The organism is Sorangium sp. So ce117 (genome assembly GCF_051524395.1).
GTDB classification, from domain to species: Bacteria; Myxococcota_A; Polyangia; order Polyangiales; family Polyangiaceae; genus Sorangium; species Sorangium cellulosum_B.
In genome coordinates this window covers 1,394,957-1,417,167 of record NZ_CP150309.1, presented here as the reverse complement: position 1 = coordinate 1,417,167, position 22,211 = coordinate 1,394,957, and the positions used below count along the sequence as shown (strand labels likewise).

Annotated in this window: 15 protein-coding genes; 6 read left to right on the top strand and 9 right to left on the bottom strand. The window is 71.1% G+C overall.

Annotated elements, in window-relative coordinates:
* Positions 1-48: 48 nt before the first annotated feature.
* Positions 49-1,395 carry a glycoside hydrolase family 30 protein gene (locus WMF46_RS05230; protein ID WP_437984583.1) on the bottom strand — a complete coding sequence of 449 codons (1,347 nt, stop codon included), beginning with the start codon at positions 1,393-1,395 and terminating at the stop codon, positions 49-51.
* Between the two features lie 891 nt (positions 1,396-2,286).
* On the opposite strand from WMF46_RS05230, the gene WMF46_RS05225 reads away from it, so the two are divergent.
* The 4 genes from WMF46_RS05225 to WMF46_RS05210 all read left to right on the top strand — a co-directional run bounded on the left by WMF46_RS05225 (position 2,287) and on the right by WMF46_RS05210 (position 5,868).
* Entirely contained in the window at positions 2,287-3,159 is an 873-nt protein-coding gene (locus WMF46_RS05225; protein WP_437984582.1) for a glycoside hydrolase family 11 protein, read from the top strand.
* Positions 3,160-3,339: 180 nt separating this feature from the next.
* Positions 3,340-3,516: a hypothetical protein gene (locus WMF46_RS05220; RefSeq protein ID WP_437984581.1), complete on the top strand. Its 177-nt coding sequence runs from the start codon at positions 3,340-3,342 to the stop codon at positions 3,514-3,516.
* Positions 3,488-5,041, top strand: a complete 1,554-nt coding sequence (locus tag WMF46_RS05215) for a DUF5924 family protein (protein ID WP_437984580.1) — start codon at positions 3,488-3,490, stop codon at positions 5,039-5,041. Before WMF46_RS05220 ends, WMF46_RS05215 begins: the two co-directional genes overlap by 29 nt.
* The gene (locus tag WMF46_RS05210; protein ID WP_437984579.1) at positions 5,038-5,868 is read left to right on the top strand and encodes a hypothetical protein; all 831 of its coding nucleotides are present in this window, start codon (positions 5,038-5,040) and stop codon (positions 5,866-5,868) included. The genes WMF46_RS05215 and WMF46_RS05210 overlap by 4 nt, the downstream gene beginning before the upstream one ends.
* 24 nt (positions 5,869-5,892) lie before the next feature.
* Here the strand turns inward: WMF46_RS05210 and WMF46_RS05205 are convergent, their stop codons facing one another.
* The 4 genes from WMF46_RS05205 to WMF46_RS05190 all read right to left on the bottom strand — a co-directional run bounded on the left by WMF46_RS05205 (position 5,893) and on the right by WMF46_RS05190 (position 11,300).
* Positions 5,893-7,851 carry a sensor histidine kinase gene (locus tag WMF46_RS05205; RefSeq protein ID WP_437984578.1) on the bottom strand — a complete coding sequence of 653 codons (1,959 nt, stop codon included), beginning with the start codon at positions 7,849-7,851 and terminating at the stop codon, positions 5,893-5,895.
* Positions 7,852-7,994: 143 nt separating this feature from the next.
* Complete coding sequence (locus WMF46_RS05200) at positions 7,995-9,158, bottom strand: formimidoylglutamate deiminase (protein ID WP_437984577.1); 1,164 nt, start codon at positions 9,156-9,158, stop codon at positions 7,995-7,997.
* A 168-nt stretch (positions 9,159-9,326) separates the two neighbouring features.
* Positions 9,327-9,965: a hypothetical protein gene (locus tag WMF46_RS05195; protein ID WP_437984576.1), complete on the bottom strand. Its 639-nt coding sequence runs from the start codon at positions 9,963-9,965 to the stop codon at positions 9,327-9,329.
* A 312-nt stretch (positions 9,966-10,277) separates the two neighbouring features.
* Entirely contained in the window at positions 10,278-11,300 is a 1,023-nt protein-coding gene (locus WMF46_RS05190) for a YegS/Rv2252/BmrU family lipid kinase (protein ID WP_437987856.1), read from the bottom strand.
* Between the two features lie 158 nt (positions 11,301-11,458).
* On the opposite strand from WMF46_RS05190, the gene WMF46_RS05185 reads away from it, so the two are divergent.
* Together WMF46_RS05185 and WMF46_RS05180 are read left to right on the top strand one after the other, a co-directional pair.
* On the top strand, positions 11,459-14,542 hold the full coding sequence (locus WMF46_RS05185; protein WP_437984575.1) for a PEP/pyruvate-binding domain-containing protein: 3,084 nt from the start codon (positions 11,459-11,461) through the stop codon (positions 14,540-14,542).
* 227 nt (positions 14,543-14,769) lie between these two features.
* On the top strand, positions 14,770-15,282 hold the full coding sequence (locus tag WMF46_RS05180) for a DUF1993 domain-containing protein (RefSeq protein ID WP_437984574.1): 513 nt from the start codon (positions 14,770-14,772) through the stop codon (positions 15,280-15,282).
* 40 nt (positions 15,283-15,322) lie between these two features.
* Here WMF46_RS05180 and WMF46_RS05175 read toward each other — a convergent pair whose 3' ends face one another.
* The 4 genes from WMF46_RS05175 to WMF46_RS05160 all read right to left on the bottom strand — a co-directional run bounded on the left by WMF46_RS05175 (position 15,323) and on the right by WMF46_RS05160 (position 22,075).
* Positions 15,323-15,457 carry a hypothetical protein gene (locus WMF46_RS05175; RefSeq protein ID WP_437984573.1) on the bottom strand — a complete coding sequence of 45 codons (135 nt, stop codon included), beginning with the start codon at positions 15,455-15,457 and terminating at the stop codon, positions 15,323-15,325.
* 276 nt (positions 15,458-15,733) lie between these two features.
* Positions 15,734-17,632 (bottom strand): FG-GAP repeat protein, encoded by a 1,899-nt coding sequence (locus tag WMF46_RS05170; protein WP_437984572.1) that lies wholly within the window; start codon positions 17,630-17,632, stop codon positions 15,734-15,736.
* A gap of 370 nt (positions 17,633-18,002) precedes the next feature.
* Positions 18,003-20,021 (bottom strand): sulfatase-like hydrolase/transferase, encoded by a 2,019-nt coding sequence (locus tag WMF46_RS05165; RefSeq protein ID WP_437984571.1) that lies wholly within the window; start codon positions 20,019-20,021, stop codon positions 18,003-18,005.
* 5 nt (positions 20,022-20,026) lie between these two features.
* Complete coding sequence (locus tag WMF46_RS05160) at positions 20,027-22,075, bottom strand: sulfatase-like hydrolase/transferase (protein WP_437984570.1); 2,049 nt, start codon at positions 22,073-22,075, stop codon at positions 20,027-20,029.
* Positions 22,076-22,211: the final 136 nt, after the last annotated feature.

Genomic DNA, 22,211 nt, shown 5'->3' with positions numbered 1-22,211 from the left:
TGAAGCGGACGGTCCGACGCTCGATCATGGATGTCGCTCCAGGGGAAATCAGGGCATCGGGATGACGAAGGTGGTGACGGAAAAGGCCGGGACCGTGACCACCAGGCGATAGCCTTCGATCGCCATGTCGGGGAGCCGATCGAGGTCCTCCGTGCGCGAGGTGCGGTGCACCTCCGCGGCGGGGCCGACCGCGGGGAGCCGGGTGAGATCGAGCGTGTAGCCGCGGCTCGCGCTGCGATCGCCGTTGCGGACCACGAGCGAGAGAGAGCCCCCGTCAGCGCTGACCGCGGCCACCATGTCCTCGCTGTCGACGTCGACGAAGCGCGCGCCGGGCCGGATGTAGCGGCTGAAGCCGGCATGCATGTAGAAGCGCTTGATGGGAGCGAAGGACTGCTCGCGGTCGTTCAGCGTGAAGCTCGCCCAGCTGCGCGACGGATCGCCCGACTGCCAGTCCACCCAGGCCTCCGGCTTCAGCTCGCGCAGATCGTCGATGATGCGCTCCGCCATGAACAGCGCCGCGTCCGTGTCGTCGCTGATGTTCTGCCCGAGCGGCCCCGACTCCGATTGCCACAGCCGCTTGCCGAGCCTGGTCGCCAGCCGCCGGAGCTCGCCGCGCTGGCTGCCGGCGTAGGAGTGGACGTTGAGCTGCTGGAAAGCGGCGAGCGTCCCCTCGCCGAAGGCGCCGATGTTCCGGACGGCGTCATCCATGCTGTTCTCGTCCGACGCGCTGACCGCCGTCTCGCCGAGGCCCTTGCTGGTCAGCTGCTTGGCCACCTCCTGGAGGATCTTCTCCTGACTCGCCCGGTCGAAGTGGCATCCTTCCTGGGAGCCGTTCGATTTCCACCAGTCGGCGAAAGGCTCGTTCAGCGGCTCGAGCGTGCGAAAGGTGATCCCGTGCTCGTCCCTGTAGTGACGGACGACCTCCGTGAGGTAGTGGGCGAAGTCGTCGTAATGGTCCGCCTTGAGGTTGTCCTTGCCGTTGCTGCTGCCCGAGGCGCAACCGCTGTTCGTCATCCAGTAGGGGGGAGAGTTGGAGAACGCCTCGAAGATCAGATCCGCTCCGCGCTCCGCGATGCGCAGGAGGATGGCGCGCTGCCTTTCGTCGTTCGCCCACGTGAAGGCCCCGTCGGCGCTCTGGAATCCAGGCATCTCGCGGTGCTCCTTCATGTGCTCGTGGGACGGGTTCTCCCCGCCGCCGATGTTGTAGCGGAAGACGTTGTATCCGAGGCCATTCACCGGATCGACGACCGCTTCGACCACGGCGTTGCGCCTGGCTTCCTGCCATCCGCCCACGTGATCGGCCCACCAGCACAGGCTGGTGCCCCAGCCCTCGAAGGACTGGTGCATCACGTCCGTGTCGACCCGGACGAGCTCCGTGCCCGGAGCGGCGGTCACCGTGGGGCGAGGCTCGCTCGGTGAGCCCCCGCTCGCGCCCGACGAGCCGCCGCTGGCCGAAGCCGCGCTCGCCGCCCCTGCCCCGCCGGAGCCCGCCGGCGCCCCGCCGGAGCCCGCCGGCGCCCCGCCGGAGCCCGCGGCTCCTCCTGCTCCGGTCGAGGGCGCGCCGCCGCTTCCACCGTTCGACCCGGCCTCGTCCGAGGGAGCTGCCGAATCACGACCGCAGCCCGATACGAGGACCAGGGTGATCGCAAGGAGGGACGAGGTTCTCGACGTCCTGGTCATCATGGGGTCGTCCCCGAGCGCCGGCGACCGGTCGCTCCACGGTGAGAGGTCTCAACAGCTCTCTCAGGTGGCCGATGACCTGTCCGGCCGGGCAAGGCGCCGAACAGGCAGCGTCTTCCCGAGAACCGCAACATTAGAGCATGGCGGCCCGGAGCGTGGAAGATGGGACCCGAGCCGATCCCATATTCCCGCCCTCATGTAGTTCTCTTGCGCTGTTTCACGCGACTCAGCGCGTCAAGGCTCCAGCGCGTCAGGGATCCAGGGTGGCGGGGGGAAGCGCGTGCCTCGGCAGCTGTTCGCAGACCCCACCGTACCGGGGCGGTTGTGCGACCTCGTCCGCAGCTTAACCGGATCGAGCCGAGGGCGGGACTTGGACCAGCGGCTGGAAGGGCTCTACGGGTCGTTGTCGCCACCGAGTCCTGGTGCTAGCCATGATCACGAGAGCGGCTGCGGGGAATTGAGTCATCTAGCCAAGGAGGCGCTGTGCGTTTAACTTTGTTAAAACTTTTTACTATCTCTTTAGGGTTCGTCGCCGTGGGGTGCGCGGGGCCGGACGATTCATCTGCTGAGACCGGGGCGGGGGGCAGCTCGTCTGGGACGGGCGGCGTGACCGCGGGCAGCACCGGCACCACAGGCACCACAGGCACCACCGGCACCACCGGCACCACGACGGGCCCGGGCGGGTCGACAACGAGCGGGACCACGGGCAGCACCACCACGAGCGGGTCGACGACGAGCGGGGCCGGGGGCTTCGACGGGTCCGGGGGCGGAAGCACCACGACAACGAGCAGCTCGACAACGAGCAGCTCGACAACGAGCAGCTCGACAACGAGCACCACGACCGCGAGCAGCACCACGTCCACGACCGGGACCGGCACACCCACCCGGTGCACGGAAGCCGACCTGGAGGTCTGCAGCGACAGGACAGGCATGCACTGCGGGCTCACCTTCGAGTACTGGAAGGACCGAGGAAACGGGTGCCTCGTCAACACGGCGGATGGCTTCAGCGTAGAGTGGAGCAACATCAACAACCTGCTGGGCCGTAAAGGCTTGAGGCCGGGCGGGAAGAACAATATCGTCACCTACGAGGCCGACTACCGGCCGAACGGCAACTCCTACCTGTCTGTCTATGGGTGGACGAGGAACCCGCTCATCGAGTATTACATCGTCGATAGCTGGGGCAACTGGCGTCCGCCGGGCGGAGAAGGGTTCGTGGGCACCGTCAGCAGCGACGGAGGCACCTACGACATCTACAAGACCCAGCGAGTCAACCAGCCCTCCATCGACGGCAATGCGACTTTCTATCAGTTCTGGAGCGTCCGGCAGCAAAAGCGCACGAGCGGAACCATCACCGTCGGCAACCACTTCGACGCGTGGGGGAAGCAGGGGCTGACCCTGGGGACCTTCTATGAGGTCTCGCTGGTCGTGGAAGGCTATCAAAGCAGCGGCAGCGCCGATGTGAAGCTCTCGATCGAGTGAGCGCCGAGCCCTGAGCATCGTTTCGGCCAACAGCCGTTCCTGAACGGAGCGACGACGGGCAGCTGAAGCATCCCCTCGAATCTTTCGGGGGGAGAATTCACAGGGAGGCGGGGAGATGGGGAGTGACATCCCGACGATCTCACCGTCTCCCTGTTCAGTTTCCCGGCAAGATGCCGACCGATGCCGACCCATGAGGGGGTTGTTCAGGACGACGACACGCGCCCCGCCGAGGCGCTCGCCGCCCTGCGCGCCCCGAGCGCCGGCCGCGCCGGCCCGCTCGTGCGGCGCTCGAAGGTGGACCGCCCGTCGGGTACGCTGCGGGCCGGACATGAAACAGCACGCGCCGCGCTCCCCTGACGCCCCGGCCCCCGGGGCCCACGCGAACGCGCCCTCTCTGCCGTCGACGCCGCCTTCCAGCGCCACGACGCAGGTCCACAAGACGCGCGTCCCGGAGGCCTTCGGAGAGGCGCCCACGATCATGTACATGCCGGGCGACGAGCCCGATCGCTCGCCGGGCCACGCCCCGCCCCACGCGGCCGGTCAGGCCCGAACTCCGCCGACCGACGAGGCCACCCTGCGCATGCCGACCAGGGCCGGCGCCCAGGCCGGGGACGAGGCCACCCTGCGCATGCCCTCCAGGGCCGGCGCCCAGACCGGGGACGAGGCCACCCTGCACATGCCGCCCAGGGCCAGCACCCCGGGCGGGGAGCACGACGACCGCACGCTCAAGATGCCCGACCGGCAAGCGCGCGGCGGGGCAGCGGACGAGGACAACGCGCCGACCGTCAAGGCCGAGCCCAAGGCGTCCTACGTCGACCTGAACGCCGAGGACGAGGGCAAGCCCGGGGACCTCCGATCGTCCGCCCGCGCCTTCCTCAAGCGCCACCACAAGAAGCTCTGGTGGCTGCACACCGCGTATGCGCTCAGCCTCGGCGCCTTCGTGGTGACCTTCGCGCAGAAGGGGTTCCAGCACGCGCGCTTCCTCGCGGTCACGGTCAGCGTCGCCTGGCTGCTCGTGCTCCTCTTCTTCCGGCTCTTCGGCACCGGCGCCCGACAGGACTTCGCGACGGCGTGGCGCGGCGCCCGGCTGCGCTTCCTCGTGATGACCTATGTCCTGAAGAACCTCTATCAGGGCATGCTCTTCTTCCTCCTCCCGTTCTACTGGAAGAGCGCCAGCCTGGACGCGCCGAACCGGTGGTTCGTCCTCCTCCTCGCCGCCTGCGCGGTGCTCTCGACGCTCGATCTCGTCTTCGACCGCGTGCTCATGCGCTGGAAGACCCTCGCCTCGGTGTTCTACGGGGTGACGCTGTTCGCGTGCCTGAACCTCGTCATCCCCGCGCTCCTCCCCGACACCCGCACGCTGTACACGCTGCTCTCCGCCGCCCTCGTGTCCGTGCTCGGCTTCTGCACGCTGCACCTGCCGTTCGGGGCCCTCTGGAGCCGGATGGGCGCCGTGTTCCTCGTCGTCGCGATGGCCGCCGGGGTCGGGCTCGCCTACGGGACGCGCGAGCTCATCCCGCCCGTCCCGATGCACCTGTCCTCCGCGGCCGTGGGCCCCTCGGTGCTCCCGGACGGACGTCTCGCCATGTCCGTGAAATCGCTTGATTTTTCTGTGATTCGCGAGCTCCGCGCGGTGACCGACGTGGTGGTGCCGGGCGGCGACGGCGATCGGCTGCTCCACGTCTGGCGGCGCGAGGGGCGCGAGGTCCTCCGCGCGCCGGAGGAGACGCTGCGGGTGCCCGGGCCGGAGGGGGCGGTGCGGCTCAAGTCGCAGCTCGTGGGCGGGAGCCTGCCGCGCCGCCTGGCCGGGCGCTGGACGGTGGATGTCGAGACCGAGGACGGCCAGCTCGTCGGCCGCACCGCGTTCGAGGTGACGGAATGAGCTGGCCGCTCCGGGGCGCAGGGCAGTCGAGCGCGGCAGAGCGCGCGCGCTGGGTCGACGCGGGCAACATCGCGAACGGGTTCCTCGTGTTCGGCAACGTCGTCACGGGCTTCATCGCGATCGGCAACGTCGCGCGCGGCTTCATCGCGATCGGCAACGTCGCCGTCGGCGTCGTCGCGATCGGCAACGTCGCCGTCGGCGTCGTCGGAGGGTTCGGCGCGACGATCGCCGTGGGCGCCTTCGCCGGCGCGGGCGTGCTCGCCCTGCCGGTGCTCGACGGGGTGGCGGGCGTGACCAGCCTGCTCGCGCTGAATCCGTTCCTGTCGGTGCTCCCGATCGCCCTCTGGCTCTTCGCCGCGCGCGTCCTCCCGGGGGAGCGCGCGCCCCGGCTGGGCCCCGATCCCGAGCTCGCCTCGCTCTCGTCGGTGCTCCGCGGCGAGCGCTCCGAGGGCTGGGTCCGCGCGCGGGTCGAGCGCGCGGGGGACGGCGCGCTCCGCCTCACGCAGCGCGGCCGGGCCGTCGAGCTGCCCGCGACCCCGGAGGCGCTGCGCGCGGGCGCGGCGCTGCTCCCGGAGGGGCGCGGCGCGCGGCTCCTCGCCCTCGTGCGGGCGGAGGAGCACGTCCGCGGCGGCGAGGGCGGCTACCGCGCGGCGCAGGAGCGCGAGCGGGTCCTCACCGTCGCCGATCTGCTGGCGCCGCCGGCGTGGGTGCCGCCGTGGATCAACGGCGCCGAGGTGCAGTGGTGGCTCGCGCGCGCGTGGAACGTCGGGGCGGTCGTGGCGGTCCTCCTGAGGGCGGCGCAGCTCATCGCGGGCGCGATGGGATGAGCGGCCGCCGCTCCCCTGCTCCCGCTACTCCGTCCCTCCGTTGCTCCGCTCCTCCGCCGCCTTCCGCTCGCTCTCGGGCGCCAGGGCGGCGTCGCCTCCCTCGATCTCCGGAGGCAGCGGCAGCCGGACGCGGAACGTCGTGCCCTGGCCTGGCTCGCTCTCGACAACGATCTCTCCGCCGTGCGCCCACACGATCAGCCTGCAGACGTAGAGCCCGACGCCGAGCCCGCTGTGCGCCTCCGGGGTCCACCGGAACGGCTCGAAGAGCCTGTCCCGCTGCTCCGGCGTGATGCCGACGCCGCGATCGCGCACGGAGATCACCGCGAAGCCGGCCTGCCGGACGACCGACAGCGTGATCGGCTGTCCAGCGCCGTGCCGCGACGCGTTCGACAGGAGGTTCGTGATCACCTGCTCGACGCGCGCGTCGTCCCAGTAGCCAAACACGGATCGATCGAGCTGGAGCTCCAGGGAACAGCCGTCGGCCTCGAGCTGCTCTGTCACCTGCCGGGCGGTCCTGCGCACGACCTCGTTGAGCTCCGTCCTCTCCAGGTTCAGCGCCGGCGGGCCGGCCGCGAAGCTCGCGACGACGAACATGTTGTTGATGACCTGGGTGATCCGGGCGAGCTCCCGCGACGACACCTTCAAGAAGCGGCTGATGTCCTTCGAGCCCAGCGTCACCATGAGGGGCTGCGATCGCGATCGCAGCATGTGCTCGTACAGGAGCCGCAGGCTCGTCAGCGGCGTGCGCAGCTCGTGCGAGGCGAACCGCAGGAACTCCTCGCGGACGCGGATGGCGTCTTTCAGCTCGGTCTCCGCGCACTCCAGGCGACGGACACGATCCTCGAGCTCCCTGCGCAGCTCCTGCTCGCGCTGCACGCCGGTGGCCAGGTCCTTCGCGCGCCGCTGCAGCAGGATCGTCAGGACGACCGTGGCGAGCAGCATCACGCCGCAGGCGGTGAGGACCACACGGCGCGTCACGACATACACGCCATACGCGCTGGATTTGTCGATCTCGGTCGCCAGGCCGAGGTCGAGCTCCTGATCCCACAGCCACGAGCCGACGACCTCGACGCCGCGATAATCGCGGTATCCCTCGACATCGACCCCGGCGATCCCCGCGACGGCGCTGGTCGCCATGCGCGTGAGCGGCTGCTCCATGCGGGGCAAGGGGCGCGCGGAGCCGTCCGGCACCTCGCCCCCGGGATCGCGGATCTCCACGTTGAGGCTCGTGCGCTCGCCGGCCGCCAGGAGGCCCATGTCGCGGAGGTTCTGGGCGAACCTGAGCTCCGTGACGACGCGACCGTGCCTGTCGAACGCGTAGGTCTCCCCTGCCGCGCCGACCTGGCCGCGATGGGCGATCTGCGTCAGCTCCCTCCCGGGATCGATGCGGAAGGCGAGCGCCGCGATGATCTCCCCTTCCCCGGCGACGGAGCGCACCGGCGCCGCGACGACGAGGACGGGGGTGACCCTGCCGAGGACGGGAGACGGCATGACGAAAGGAGTACCCATGACGGTCGAGCCGCGCAGGGCCGCGGCGACGGTGTCCGGGTCGTGGGCGCTCAGCGTCCTGGTGGCGAGGAGCTCATCGCGATCCGAGGCGATGTGGGTGCCATCCCGCGCGATGACGTCGAAGCCGAGGAACTGTTCCCGCTCGACGACGCCCTCCAGCTCCAGCCGCAGCTCCTGGAGGTACGGGCTATCGCGGAGCGAGCCGTCGCTGCGGCGCACCTCGACCTGGGCGGCGACCGCGCGCCGTATCCTCGGCTCGTTCGCCCAGAACCCCGCGGCGCCCTTCGCCTGCCGCGCCCAGGTCAAGAGCCCTTCGCGGGTCGTCGAGAGCACCGCCTGCAGCGTCGCCGCGATGTTCCTGCGATGGACGTCCTGGATCTCGTGGAGGCTCAGGAGCAAGACGACGCCGATCGGCAGCAGCGCCGCCAGGGGCATCCAGTCGAGCCATTCTTTCCTTGGCCGTTCGTTACCCATGCATGACGCAGGCGAGACGCGGGGGACAGCACCTCACAAACCACGCCACCACCCCGTGTGAGCGCGCTTCACGCTCGCCCGCTCGGCCCGGGCCTGCCGCGCTCCCCCCGCGCCACGGCGCGCCGGCGCGTCGCGTCGATCAATCAATGCGCAGGCGGGCCCGAGGGCGCGGGGCTCCCCTCCACGATCGAAGGGCTCCCGCTGTACACCACCGCGTCGAGCAGCCGCTCCTCCCGCACCATCGCGAGCGCCGGCGCGTCCCGGCGCACCGAGATGCAGCCGCCGGGATCCGCGAACCCGCACGCCTCCGCCCCTTGCCGAGAGCCGATCTCCCAGAGCGCCTCGGCGGGCGTCGCCTCGCCCTCGCCCCGCAGCGTCACGCGGCGGCCCGTCCGCAGCCGCTCGCCGAGCTCGACGCCGCGCATGTCTTCGAACGGATCGGTGATCACGTGGCTGTCGATCCCGACGCACAGCCGCGCGCCCGCCGCGCGCAGGGCGCTCACGTCGGGCAGTCCGTCGCCGAGGTCGCGCTCGGTCGTCGGGCACAGGCACGCGAACGCCCTCGCCGCGCCGAGCAGCGCCGGCTCGTGCGGCGCGAGGTGCGTCGCGTGCACCGCCACGAAGCGCTCGCCGAGGACCCCGCGCTCGGCCAGGAGCTCCACCGGCCGCCGGCCCGTCTCGGCGAGGCACGCCTCGATCTCGGCCGGCTGCTCGGCCACGTGCATGTGCACCATGAGCCCGCGCTCCGCGGCGTACCGCGCGATCTCGCCGAGCCACGCCGGGGGCACGGCGCGCACGCTGTGGGGCGCCACGCCGACGCGCACGTCCTCGCAGCCCGCGTAGCGCGCCCGGAGCGCCTCGACGTCCGCGAGCGCCGCGTCGAGCGAGGCGTCCGAGAACCGCCGCTGCGCCCCCTCGGGCGCCCTGCCCGCGCCGGCGCGCGCGTAGACGACCCGGAGGAGCGCGATCCGGAGGCCCTCCTCGCGCGCGGCCTCGATCACCGCGTCCGCGAGGACCGTGCGATCCGCGTAGGGCGCGCCGCCCGGCTGGTGGTGCACGTAATGAAACTCGCCCACCGTGCGCACGCCCGCGGCGCGGAGCTCGCGATAGGCCACCTTCGAGATCGCATGAATGGACTCCGGCGTGAGCGACTCGGCGAGCGCGTACATGGCGCTGCGCCACGACCAGAAGTCGTCCGCCCCCGACGGCCCCGGCCGCTGCGCCTCACCGCGCATCCCGCGCTGGAAAGCATGGGAGTGGGCGCTCGCGAGCGCCGGCAGCTCGATGGCTCGCTCGGTCAGCCTCATGGCGCACGTCTATCACGTCCATCACGTCTATCACGCCCATCGCGCCGGGATGGCCGGGGAAAGGCGCGGCCGGCCGCGCTGCCAGCGCTGCGCCGCGCGCCGGAGCGGCCCTCCGCGCTGGAGCAGGGAGCGCACGGCCCGCGGCGCGCCGCGTCCGGCGCGGTCTGCTCACTCTGCGCCTGGCGTCGTGAAGAGAGGGAAGCAGCCGGCGCCGAGCTTGCCGCAAGCCCCGTCGAGCAGGGCGTCGCCCCTGTCGGTTTGCTCGTAGAAAGCCATGGTGAGCGCGCTGCACTCGGGGAACACCTCGCGCGCATACGCTCGCATCTCGGCGGCGCAAGCGTCGATCTCCGCGATCGTGGCCGTGCACTCCGTCGGCTGGTCGCAGGGCTTTGCGTCGACCTCCATGAGGGCCTGCTCCAAGAGCTGCTCTGCCTGGCTCGGGTCGGCCATGCACCCCTCGACCAGCTCGGAGCACTTCGCCTGCAGCTCGGCGTCGCTGGTCCCGGCGTCGTCCCCGTACGCCGCGCCGAGCACGCCCTGCATGAGGCAGACGTACTCGACGGTCACCTGCTCGGCGCTGCAGCGGCGATACCCCTTGCACGCCTGCTCGACCTCCGCTGGCGAGAGCTCGCTGACGAGCGCCGAAGTGTCGAGTCCGGAGCAGGACGCGGCCCCGGAGCCCCCGCCCCCCGCCGAACCCGTCGAGTCAGCGGGCGTCGCCCCGTCGTCGTCGCCCCCGCAGCCCAGCCCCGAGAGGCCGCAAGCCAAGCACACCCCCACCACCCCAGCCCAGAACGTCGTTCGCATTCCTCTGCACTCCCGATGAAAGGTCAAGAATCGAGCCCTGCCGCGGCAGAACCACGTTTCCTTACGCCGGGCGGGTGTGGTTCCTCCCTCGCGAGGCCATCACGATGCTGCTCGCCGCGCGCCGCGAAGCCGGATCGTGGTCGTTTACGTGGTCGTGGTCGTTTACGTGGTCGTGGTCGTTTACGTGGTCGTGGTCGTGGTCGTCAACGATAGGCCGTGAACGACCACGACCACGTAAACGACCACGACCACGACGCACGATCCGGCCCCGGTCGTCTGGATTTTCTCGGGCCTTCGCGGCCCGAGCGCGCCTCACTGCTTCGGCTCGACCTCGAGCTCGGGCAAGCCCGCGAGCTTCACCTCGACCTCCGCGGCGGGCGGCGCTTCACGGGCCTCCTCGCGGCGGGGCGCCATGACCGTCAGGGCGCGCGGGAGGCACTCCACCACGAGCGGCGTCGTCCCGGCCTCCTCGCCGTCGATGAGCACGTTCTGGGGCGGATCGGTGGTGATGCAGACCCGCCGGGCGGCGAGGAAACCGACGTTGTCGCGCTCGGCCGGCTCGCCGTCGATCGCGGTCCTCAGGAGGTGCAGCCCGGTCGCGACCGCCTCCACCAGCGTCGTGGCCGACACGATGGTCAGGTCGAGCCGCCCGTCGTCGGGGGACAGGACGGGCGGCCCCTGCGCCAGCACCGTGCGCGGAGGCGCCATGTTCGCGACGGTCACCGCGACCGCACGGCAGTGGATCCGCTGGTCCTCGGTCTCGATCTCGACAACGAACGGCTCCAGGCTCATCAGCTTCTTCAGCCCGGTGCGGATGTACGCGAGCACACCCCAGCGCTGCTTCTCGTCCTGCGGGGTCTCGCCGACCGTGTCGGCGTGCAGCCCGACCGCCGAGAGCAGGATCATGGTCCTCCCGTTGGCGCGGGCGGCGTCGATGCGCGTCGGCTCGCCGTGGACGAGCACGTCGATCGCCCCCTCCAGGTCGGCCGGGATCCCCAGGGAGTGCGCGATCGAGTTCGCCGTTCCCAGCGGCAGGACCCCCAGGCACGCATCGGTCCCGAGGAGCGCCGACGCCACGCTGGAGATCGTCCCGTCGCCCCCCGCCGCGATCACCAGGGAGGCGCCTTCGCGGCGCGCTGCGTCGGCGCAGGCGGCGGCAGAGCGCTCCGCGCTCGTCTCGTAGACGCTCAGCGCAAACTCGCGCTGGAGCCGGGCAGGCAGCGACTCGACCGAATCGCCCGCGTGGCCGGCAGCAGGGTTGACGATCAGCGCCGCTCTCCGCTCGGTCATGGCGGCATCGTAGAACGCCGAACCGGTTGAAACCCCAAGAAAAATCGGCAGGGTGGCCGCCAGCGGACCCGCGCGAGCGGCTATCGCCGCGCCCGTACGGCTGTGCCTGCGTGCGCCACCCGCGCGACAGCAGCGCCCCGCCGCGCAGCCAAGAGACGCCGCTGGCCGCACGATGGCACGGCAGTTGTACCGCGATGTTGTTCATGAGACTTCAGCGAATCGGTCGACCGGCTTGTCTTGCGCTCGCGCTCCTCGGCGCGGGGACGCTCGCCGCGTGCGGAGAGGACTCGTCACCGGGCACGGGTGGCAGCGGCGCCACGAGCAGCGGGGGCGCCACCGGCGGCGAGGGCGGCGCGGGCGGCGAAGGCGGGGGGGACGGCGGGAGCGCCGGAGGCGGCGCGTCATGGCCCGTCGACACCTACCCGATCGACATCACTCCATCGGAGGACTGGAAGAACCAGATCAGCTTCCCCTTCGAGCCCTTCGCCGCCTGGCCCCCGACCTTCGAGACGCCGGGCTGGGTCAAGTTCACCGTGCTGATGCACGATCCCACCAAGGTCTACTACCAGGACAGCAACAAGTTCCCGTTCCACGGCGAGTTCGCCACGGCGCGGCTCGACCCGTTCTTCGAGATGTCGCGGGACGAGTTCGACCAGGTCTCGCTGCACGAGGAGGGGCAGAAGGCCATCCTCGGCGCCGTGATCTTCCCGCCGACCCCGGAGAGCGTGCCGGAGTACGGCATCCAGCTCGTCCGCCAGGACGCTTACGATCCCGAGGTGGCGCGCGTCGTCCTGGAGCTCGTGAAGAACAGCGTCGTCGCGCCCGGGGGGACGCGGCCCTTCTATTTCCCGACGTACGAGCAGTCGGCGTCGGCCGCGGAGAACAGCGCGTTCTTCGAGGCGAGCGGGTTCCCGGTGAGCTCGGTCGAGCGGTGGCTGGACGGCGACGCCTGTTATGCGACGGGCTGGGCCGTGGGCCGGCTCCGCTATGTCCCGCCGGACGCGATCGACGCCGCCTACGCGAGCGGCGAGCTCCGGGCCGAGGACATCCTGCTCACCGACTCCATCCCTGCGGAGGTGCCTTATGTGGCGGGCATCGTCTCGCTGTCGCCCGCGACGCCGAACGCGCACACCGCCCTCCTCGCGACCTCGTTCGGCATCCCGTTCGTCTACCTCGGCGATCCGGCCGCCGCCGACGCCGCAAAGGCGCTCGACGGCGAGGAGGTCGCGCTGCGGGCCTCGCTGCAATACGGGACCATCTGCCGCGCCGTGCTCTTCGAGGCCGGAGGGATCGCGCCGGCGGACAGGGAGCAGCTGCTCACGCTGAAGCGGCCCGGCGAGCTCGGGATCCGCCCCAAGGAGCCCCTCGGCGCCTACGCCGGGTCCACCGAGGATCTCGGCCCCGCGGATATCGTGCATTTCGGGGGCAAGGCCGCGAACTATGGCCTGCTGCGGGACGCCATCCCGGAGAACTCCGATGTCGCGGTCGCGCTGTCGCTCGATCTCTGGGACGATTTCCTAGATCAGGTCATGCCCGGCGGCCGCACGCTGCGCGCCGAGATCGCGGAGCGCCTCGCGGGCCATAGCTACCCGCCCGACATGCCGGCGCTCAAGGCCGATCTCGCGGCGATCCGCGCGCGGATCACCGGGGAGACCGCCTTCTCGGCGGGGCAGCGGCAGGCGATCGAGGCGGCGCTCGAGGGCTTCACGCCCACGAAGAAGATCCGGTTCCGGAGCTCGACCAACGTGGAGGACAGCGCCGTCTTCACGGGCGCGGGCCTCTACGACAGCTACAGCGGCTGCCTGGCCGACGATCGGGACGCCGACCAGGCGGGGCCGAGCCTGTGCGACCCCGGCGAGGCCGGCGAGCGCGGCGTGTTCCGCGCGATCCGCAAGGTGTACGCGAGCTTCTACAACGACAACGCCTTCCTCGCCCGGCTCCTCCATGGCGTCGACGAGGCCGAGGTCGGCATGGGCGTCCTCGTCCATCACTCCTATCCTGACGAGGACGAGATGGCGAACGGCGTCGCGACGCTCGAGCGGCGCGAGCTGGTCAACGACCAGATCAAGATCGTGACGCAGCTCGGGGCGACGTCCGTCACCAACCCGGAAGGCGGAGCGCAGCCGGAGGTCGTGACCGCGAGCCTCTTCGACCAGGAGACCTCGGTTTACCTCCTGTCCGGCTCGACGCTCGTCCCGCTCGGCGGCCACGTGATGCAATGGGAGGACGATTACCTCGCGCTCGCCGGGCTGCTCGGCCGCGTCGAGGCGCGGTTCAGCGAGGTGAACCCCGGCAGGAAGTCGTTCCTGCTCGATTACGAGTTCAAGAAGATGAAGCCCGGAGATCTCGTCGTGAAGCAGGTGCGCGAGGTCGCGCTCCCGGACACGACGCCGAGCCTCACGCCGTTCCTGCTCGACGAGCCCCGGGAGGTCTGCACCTTCCAGGGCGAGTTCGGCGACGTGTTCGCGAACCACCGGCTCAAGGTGCGCGCGAGGCTCTCGGCGAAGAGCGGGTTCCTCACGCCGGCGGCGCTCGCCAGCACGCTCTTCAACGAGGACGCGGGGCTCGACTACCTCTCCGGTGGATCGGTGAAGACGCTCTCGGGCAGCCCCGCGGCGTGGCCGGCCGCGTCCCACGCGTATGCCAGCGAGACGGCCACGGACTCCTTCGCGGACGGCGCCGGGGCCTCGGAGATCACCTATGCGCTCGCCGCCTCTCCCGTGCCCGAGCTCTTGCCGCCGTCGCTGGGCCCGCTGGTCGCGCTGCGCGACGTCGGAATGATGCTGAGCGCCGCCTACGCCACGCCCGTGCCGGCGCTCGAGTGGGACGGGACGCCGCTCGCTGTGTCCTCGGAGGTGGTGCAGCTCGACGCTTGTCCCGCGGACGGCCCCCCGGTGGCGGGCGCGCTGCTCCAGGAGCGCTCGCTCTCATGGACGTCCGGCGTCACCGTGGAGACCGCGTTTTACTGGCCGCCGGCCCCCACGGGCCCCACGGCGGGGTACACGGCGCCGCTCCACAAGTGGGTGGGGACGCGCATCGAGGGGCTGACGAGCGCCCCGATCGTGCTCAAGGGCTACTACGCGCAGACGTACCGCCCTCAGCACCACAATTTCTCGGAGGACTTCATCTTCGAGCCCCGCCTCGAGCCCGGCCTGGATCCCGCGATCCTCGCCGAGCTGGAGGAGAAGGGCATCCGGCTGATCCACGTCCGGACGCCGGACGGCGGCGAGCAAGGCCCGAAGCTCTGGACCCTCGATGCAGCGGGCGTGTTCCACCAGGTCGACTGAACGTCCCCCGAGAGGCCTGCGGAGCCCCGGCGAGCCCCGCCGTCGCCTGAGGCTCCGCCGGGCTCGTCACTTCTCCTCGAAGCGCACCACCGGGCTCGACCGCCGCTCCAGTCGACCGCGCCGACCTCGCGACGTGGACCATGGCCGGTGCGCGCGCGCGGAGTTGACGCGCGGAGGCCGCGGGTGGACCAGAGGCGCCGGCTGTTCCTGCTGACGAGGAGAAGATCATGAGCCTTTACGATAGCTCGTTCCCCCAGATGACTCGCATGCTCGGCCAGGTGCTGGTCTGGCTCGACAAGGCGGAGGCCTACGCGCAGCAGAAGAAGTTCGATCCGGAGGTGCTCCTCACGGCGCGCCTCGCGCCCGATCAGTGGAACCTCAGGCGTCAGATCCAGAACGTCATCGCCTGGCCCCTGAGGCTGAGCGCGCTGCTCACCGGCGCGGAGCTGCCGCAGCTCGAGACGGGCGACGAGACGATCGCGGAGCTGCGCGCGCGCGTCGGCAAGGCGATCGAGCAGGTGAACGCGGTGAAGCCGGAGCAGCTGAAGGGCGCGGAAGACCGCACGATTCCGCTCTTCTTCCTGCCGGGCAAGGGCATGAAGGCCCCGGCGTTCGTGTTCGGGTTCGCGCTCCCCAACTTCTACTTCCACGCGACCACGGCGTACTCGATCCTGCGGCACAACGGGCTCGACGTCGGCAAGTCCGACTTCATCGGGTCGCTCGACCTCCGCGACCTGTGACCGCGGCGGCCCTCCCCCGCGGGAGGCGGCGGGAGGGCCGTCAGTCGTCCTCGCGCTCGTCCCCGAAGAGCACGCCGACCTGAAGCTCGAGCGCATCGAACGGCTCGGCCCTGATGCGCTCGCCCCGCTCCGCGCGGAGCGCCACGAGGTACCCCTCCGGGGTCCACCGGTGCACGATCAGCGTCTCCTCCCGTGTCGCGGCGCTTCGCTCGGCCTTACCAGCTCGCTCCGCCTGCCTCCGCGACGTGGGACCGCCACGCGCTCTCTCGCCCGATCGGCGCCGGGCCTCGGTCCAGCGCTGCGCCCGCTCAGCGCGCGCTCTCCCTCGGCTCCTGTATGGCGAGCGCCGCGAGCGTCTCCCGCGCGACCAGCGCCGAGGACGCCGGGGTCTGCCAACGCCGCGCGCGGGCTCACCGGCCCGCGCGCGGCTCGACCGGACGGCCGGAGAGGGTCAGATGTCCTCAAGCACGAAGACGTATGCCGAGCCCGAGTCGCTCCCGAAATCGTCGTCACTTGACGCGCCCACCACGACCGTATCCCCGTCGAGCGCGACCGAATTGCCGAAGTTGTCGTAGCTCGCTCCGTCGGAGGCAAAGAGCTCTTGCTGCTGCGTCCAGGTGGACCCGGAGCGCTCGAAGACGTACGCCGCCCCCGTGTTGGAGACACTGGCAGCGTCGCCCCCCGTGGCGCCGATGACGGCCCTGTCGCCCTGGATCGCAACGGAGATCCCGAAGGAGTCCCAGGCAGCCGCCCCCGTGGGAGCGAGCACCTGCTGCCCGGTCCAGCTGGAGCCAGAACGAACGAAAACGTAAGCAGCGCCCGAGGTGTTCAACGGATTCCAGTAATTATAGGCCCCCACGAGCACGGTGTCTCCGTTGATCGCCACGCTCTCTCCGAAATACGTCCCCGAGCCCGTCCCAAAACTCACAAGCTTTGCCTGCTGCGTCCAGCTGGAGCCAGAACGAACGAAGACGTAGGCAGAACCCTGGTTGGAGGACGGGGCGTCATCCTGGGGCGAGCCGACGACGATGCTATCCCCGCTGATCGAGACCGACCGGCCGAAACCGTCGGACTGGGCGGCATCGTCGGGGATGAGCTCTTGCTGCTCGGTCCAGGTGGACCCGGAGCGGGTGAATACCCAGGCTGCGCCGTCGTTGACGGCCGAATGGTCATGGGAGTCACTGCTGGCAACGAGGGTGTCTCCGTCCAGAGCGACCGACCAGCCAAAGGCGTCGCCTGCAACAGCGTGGCTGGCGTAGAGCTTCTGCTCCAGGGTCCAGCTGGAACCCGAGCCGACGAAGACGTAGACCGCGCCGACGGAGGAGGCGCCGCCCGTGCCGCGCTTGGCGGGCGCCGATGCGGCGATGGTATCCCCGCTGATCGCGACGGAGTGGCCAAGCCACCCGCAGCCCTCGTTGATGCCAGGATCACCGCACGTGAGCTTGGCCTGCTGGGTCCAGGTGGAGCCAGAGCGGGTGAAGACATAGACTCCGCCGTTGGCTCTCAGGACCCCACCGACCGTCGTCGCCGTGTAGGGAGCACCCACGACGGCCGTATCGCCGCTGATCGCGACCGATCTGCCGAAGAGGCTGCTGGCTGTCCCGTCCCCGGGCAGCAGCTTCTCTTCCTCCGTCCAGACGAGCGGGTCGACGACTACCGGATACACCGCCCCGGTGTCGTCGACCTGGAGCGACACCTGGCCCGCGTTCACGGCCAGCTTGGCGGGCAGGACCTTCCCCATCGCATCGACCACGTGCAGGTCCGTGTAGCGCACCACCGCCTGCCCCTCGGCGTCCCGCCATTCGACGGCGTCCCCGCCCTCGGCGAGAGCCGCCTCCAGCGAGCTCTGGGCCTCCAGTGCGACGGTCACCGGGCCACCGCCCGCCGCCCTGCACGCGGGCGCCGAGGCCAGCGTGAAGCCCTGCTCCAGTCCCAGCGGCCCGTTGACGTACCACTCCACGAGGTCCCCGCGCCGGTACTCGACGCGCCCCTCGGCGGTCGTGGGCGCCGCGGCCTGCACGGGATCGAGCGCACGGTCGCAGCCATATCCCACGGTGGCGACCGACCAGCGCCAGTCGCCCTGCCCCTCGCTCGGCGCGATCGTCACCCCCGACGCGGTGAGCTCCGCGCCAAACCGCTGCGCCGGGTTCTGCACCCGGACCGCCGCCCCCTCTTGCTCCGCGCGGTATGCCTCCGAGGCCCCTGCCTGCACGGCCGCGATGTAGGCGGCCCGCAGCCCCGGCGGCATCATCGCGCGCTGGCTCGACCGCGGAGCCGTGGCCTCGACGACCTCCGTACCAAGAGGCGCGTCCCCCACCTCGGCGTCGACGGCGCACGAGGCGCTACCCACCACCACAATGCATGTCAGCCCGAACAACCCACCCAGCAGATTTCTCCGCACCATGTTTTCCTCGCTTTGCAAAAGAGAGGAATCCGGGTATTGGTTTTTCAGCTTACAGTCAACAGGACAGAACGATTCCGGCGGCGGCGATGGGGTTCAGGCTCTCTGCACGGTGATGTCGGTGCTTTCAGAAGGGTACGGCAGGATCCCCACGTGCGGATCCCTCACGCGATCTCCCCATTCCCATTCGGGAGACGAGGTGAGCTTTCCGTGAACCTTGCGTGACATCCCGCAGAGCAAGCGCGATTTCGTCCGCGAGGGCGTTCGACAGCCGCCGAGATGCGCACGCCCCGGGCGCGGCCAGCGCTCACCGGAAGGCTCACCCGCCCCAGTCGACCTTGGGCCTCCCCGGCGGCGTGACGTTCGGCATCTCGTGGAAGAGCCCCCGCGCGAGGTCGGGAAGCGGCGCGCACGCCTGCTCTCCCAGGTTGGTCAGCTCCAGCGGGTCCTCGAGCACGTTGAAGCAGTGGTACTCGCCGTCCCACTCGCGCGCCTCGATCTTCATCGGCCCCTGCATCATCCCCCAGTTGCGGAACGCGCAGCCCCACACCCACGTGCAGTTCGTGAGCGGCATCGGCGCGACCGTGCGCTCCGGCCGCGTCAACGGGTGCCCGATCATCCGCCTGCGGAACGGATCGAGCCCCGGCTCGTCCCAGAGGCCCATCAGATCGAGGAACGTCGGCGCCAGGTCGAGGTGCCACACGAACGTGTCCTTCGCGCCCTCGATGCTCGCCCGCTCCTCCGGCGCGAGCGTCCCCTCCGGCGCGTCGACCCACGTCGGGACGAGGATCTCCTCGTCCCAGAGCGAGCTCGTGTGGCCGAGCTGCCAGTGCTCCCGGAACGACTCGCCATGATCCGACGTGTACACGAGGACCGTGCGCTCGCCGCTCGGCGTCCCGCGGATGTGCTCGATGAGCCGGCCAACGGCCATGTCCGACAGGTAAACGACGTTCTTGTAGTAGTTCTTGAAGTGCTCGTTCTTCTCGGGCGCCTTCGTCAGCTCGCTCGGTTGAAACGGCGAGTGGAGCGGATCGCTCACGTACGGGAAATGGACGTTCGAGTAATGGACGACCGCGAAGAACGGCTCGACGAGCTCGTCCCACTCCTCGATCACCCGATCCGTGAGCTGCCGATCATAAGCGCCGTAATCGAGGTCGGCGCCCGGATCGAGCTGGGTCGCTACAGCCCGATGCGAGACCGGGATGTCTTGCACGTAGAGCCGGGCGTTCCCGAACATGAGGTTCTGGCTCGTCCAGTACGCGGTGTCCCACCCGGCCGCGTGGGCGTAGTCCCAGAGCAGCGGCGCGGCGCCGAGCACCGCGAGGCGCTCCGTCGGAGGGACGCCGGACCAGATGTTCGAGATGGAGATGGCCGTCGTCGAGTCGTGGGCCCGCATCTGCAGGAGCGGCATGCGGCGGGGCGCGGCGGCGTTGGAGAACGGCGTCGCCTTGTCGCAGGCCGGGTCGTACGCGACGCACGTCACGTCCGCCCGCTGGCTCTCCTGCAGGATGAGCACGACGTTCCGCGGCCGCGCAGGCCGCGCCGAGAGCCGCGGCACGCGCTCCGGGTCGCGGCGCTGCACCCGCAGATCCGGCGAGTCGTTCGTGACGCCGAGGTGCTCCTTCACCACGGCGGCGATGCCGTGGAAGTAGATCATGTCGGCCGACGACGACTGGATCACCCGGTAGCTCACCGGGATCATCGCCACGCCGGCCAGCGCGAGCGGCACGAGCGCGGCGGCGAGGCGCCGCCGGAGCCGCCGGGGGCGCACGAGCCGGCGGGAGAGCCGGAGCGCCCCAAGGGCGAGCCCGAGCGCGACCGCGAAGTGGGCGATCACCCGCGGGTGCCCGAGCGGGAGCGTGCCCACGATCGACCAGGGGATCGACTGGGAGTGGATCTGGGAATCGACCGAACAGTAGATGTTGTAGAGGGCGTGGAAGCCCCCCTGGACGCCGCACGCGAGCGTGAAGAGCGCGACGAACAGCGCGCCCACGACGCCGCGCGCCGCGCCGCGGCGGCCCGAGGCGACGTAGAGCAAGAGGCCCCAGAACCCCAGCGACGCCGCCACGGTCGCGGCGTACCCCGCGGCGTGCGGCCGATCGAACGTTGTCATGTGGCGGGCCCGGCGCAGCACGTCGGCGACGAGGATCCAGAGCGCCGGCGAGGCCAGGAGGGCAGCGCTGATCAGGCGGCCGCGGCGGAGCGCGGCCCTCCGCGCGGCGCGCGGGCGGACGCGGTCACGGGCGGCGCGATCGTCCCCGTGCGCGGGCAGGCTGATGGCGGGGGACGCGGGCGGCTCGGCGAGCGCGCCGCCCTGTCGGTCGATGTCCTGGGTCATCCGGATCAGTCGTGGCGAGGCCCCGCCGCGAGGTCGCGGAGGTGGGCGGGGACGTCGACGCTGCCCGCAGGACCGCCGTAGAGGGCGTCCGCGAGCCGGGGCAGGTCGCCGCAGGCGGCGGGCCCGAGGTCGCGCTGCTCGCGGGGGTCGGCGAGCACGTCGTAGCAGTGCCAGGCGGTGTCCCAGGCGCGGGATTCGAGCTTCATGTTGCCGCGCATCATCCCCCAGTTCTTGAACGCGCAGCCCCAGATCCCTGTGCAGTTCGTGAGCGCCAGCGCCGCCGGCCCCGGCGACGGCCGGAGCAGGCTGTGCCCGACCATCGCCGCCCGGTACCCCGCGAGCGCAGGCTCCTCCCAGAGGCCCATCAGGTCGAGCAGGGTCGGCGCCACGTCGGTGTGGAAGACGGGCTCGTCCCGGGCGGTGCGCAGCGCGCCCTCCTCCGCGGCCGTCAGGGTGCCCGGCGGAGCGTCGACCCATCCGGGCACCCGGATCTCCTCGTCGAGGATCGAGCCCGTGTGGCCGAGCTGGCCGTGCTCCCGGAACGCCTCGCCGTGATCCGACGTGAAGACGATGACCGTGCGCTCGCCGACCGGAGAGCTGCGGACGAAGCGGATGAGGTCCGCGATGGCCGCGTCCTGACGGTAGACCGCGTTCCTGTAGAAGTTGCGGTACGCCTCGTTGTCGTCCGGCGCCTTGCTCTCGAGGGCGGGCTGGAACGGCGCGTCCTCCGGGTCGACAAGGTAGGGGACGTGGGTGTTCCCGAAGTGAGCGACCGCGAGGAACGGCTCGCGCAGCGAGAGCACCTCGGACCGGACGTGCGCCGACAGCAGCCGGTCGTCGGCCCCGAGATCGATGTCGGCCAGCGGATCGAGCTCGGTCGCGCCGCACTGGTGCGAGACCGGCAGGTCCTGCACGTAGAGGCGCGAGTTGGCGAACATCATGTGGTGGCTCGTCCAGTAGGCGCTGTCGAAGCCGGCGGCGTGCGCGTAGTCGAAGACGAGCGGCGCCGAGTGGAGCGCCTCGCGGGTCGCGACCGGCTGGAGGCCGGACCAGAGCACCGCGAGCCCGATCGCCGTCGTCGAGGCGTTCGAGCGCATCTGCGTGAGCGGCAGCCGGTCGGGGACCGCCGCGTCGATGCGCGGCGTGCCGGGGCACGCGGCGGGCGCCTCGCCGGCGGCCACGGGCATGCGCGCCGAGCACGTCGCGTCGGCGCGCACGCTCTCGGTCAGGATGAAGAGGACGTTGCGCCGCGGGCCCGGCCGCGGGGTGACCGGCGGCAGCGAGGGCGGCGTGCGGAGCCCGGGGCGCACCTGCGCCGTGGTCTGGACGCCGGCGAGCTCCTTGAGCAGGCCGCCGATCGCGTGGAAGTAGATGACGTCCGGCGTGGAGGCCTGCACCGTGCGGTAGGAGCACGGCAGGACGAACGCGGCCACGACGACCGCGGGCGCGGCGAGGCGGGCGGCGCGGGCCCACGCCGTGCGGCCTGGCCGCACGATCCGCCGGCCAAGCCACACGAGCGCGATCGCGAGCAGGAGCGGCGGGAGGACCGAGCGGAAGAAGTTCTCGCCGTCGGCCCGGAGCTGGCCGAAGAGGCTGGCCGAGAGCGAGGTCCCGAAGAGCGTCGCGTCGAGGTTGAGGTACGTCGCGTACTGGCGGTGGAAGTAGAGCTGGCCGCCGAGCGACAGCGTCGCAAGCGCCACGAAGAGCAGCGCCGCGAGCCACCGCGACGCGCCCCGCCGCGACGAGGAGGCGAAGAGCAGGAGCCCCCAGAGCGCGGCGCTCTCGACCATCGCGCCGAGGTAGCTCGCGATGTGCTTCCCGCCCAGATCGAGCAGGCGATCGCCGCGGAGGAGGACGTCCGCCACCACGATGAGGAGCAGCGGGAGCGCGAGGAACAGGCGGCCGTAGCGGCGGCGGACGCGGGCGACGGCGCGCAGCCGCGCGCGCGCCGCGGCGCGATCGGCGCCCAGATCGCGGGCGAAGCCGCGGGACGAGCGGCTTGCTGCGTCGGCCTCGACCGGCCGAGGATCGTTGAGCGCCTTGGAGCGGAGCACGGAGGCGCGCGAGTTTACCGAGGACGTGGCGTATCGGGAACGTTTCTGAGGCGGCTCGGTGGCATCGAGGTGACGGCGCCGGCCGGGATTGCCCGCCCGGGGGGAGGAGAAAACCCTTCGACCGCCGCGCGAGGCG

Bases quoted from the DNA above. Each gene is read 5' to 3' on its own strand.
- WMF46_RS05195 (WP_437984576.1), bottom strand. From the start codon at position 9,965: ATGCGAACGACGTTCTGGGCTGGGGTGGTGGGGGTGTGCTTGGCTTGC.
- WMF46_RS05165 (WP_437984571.1), bottom strand. From the start codon at position 20,021: ATGACCCAGGACATCGACCGACAGGGCGGCGCGCTCGCCGAGCCGCCC.
- WMF46_RS05210 (WP_437984579.1), top strand. From the start codon at position 5,038: ATGAGCTGGCCGCTCCGGGGCGCAGGGCAGTCGAGCGCGGCAGAGCGC.
- WMF46_RS05200 (WP_437984577.1), bottom strand. From the start codon at position 9,158: ATGAGGCTGACCGAGCGAGCCATCGAGCTGCCGGCGCTCGCGAGCGCC.
- WMF46_RS05180 (WP_437984574.1), top strand. From the start codon at position 14,770: ATGAGCCTTTACGATAGCTCGTTCCCCCAGATGACTCGCATGCTCGGC.
- WMF46_RS05185 (WP_437984575.1), top strand. From the start codon at position 11,459: ATGAGACTTCAGCGAATCGGTCGACCGGCTTGTCTTGCGCTCGCGCTC.
- WMF46_RS05205 (WP_437984578.1), bottom strand. From the start codon at position 7,851: ATGGGTAACGAACGGCCAAGGAAAGAATGGCTCGACTGGATGCCCCTG.
- WMF46_RS05215 (WP_437984580.1), top strand. From the start codon at position 3,488: ATGAAACAGCACGCGCCGCGCTCCCCTGACGCCCCGGCCCCCGGGGCC.
- WMF46_RS05220 (WP_437984581.1), top strand. From the start codon at position 3,340: ATGCCGACCCATGAGGGGGTTGTTCAGGACGACGACACGCGCCCCGCC.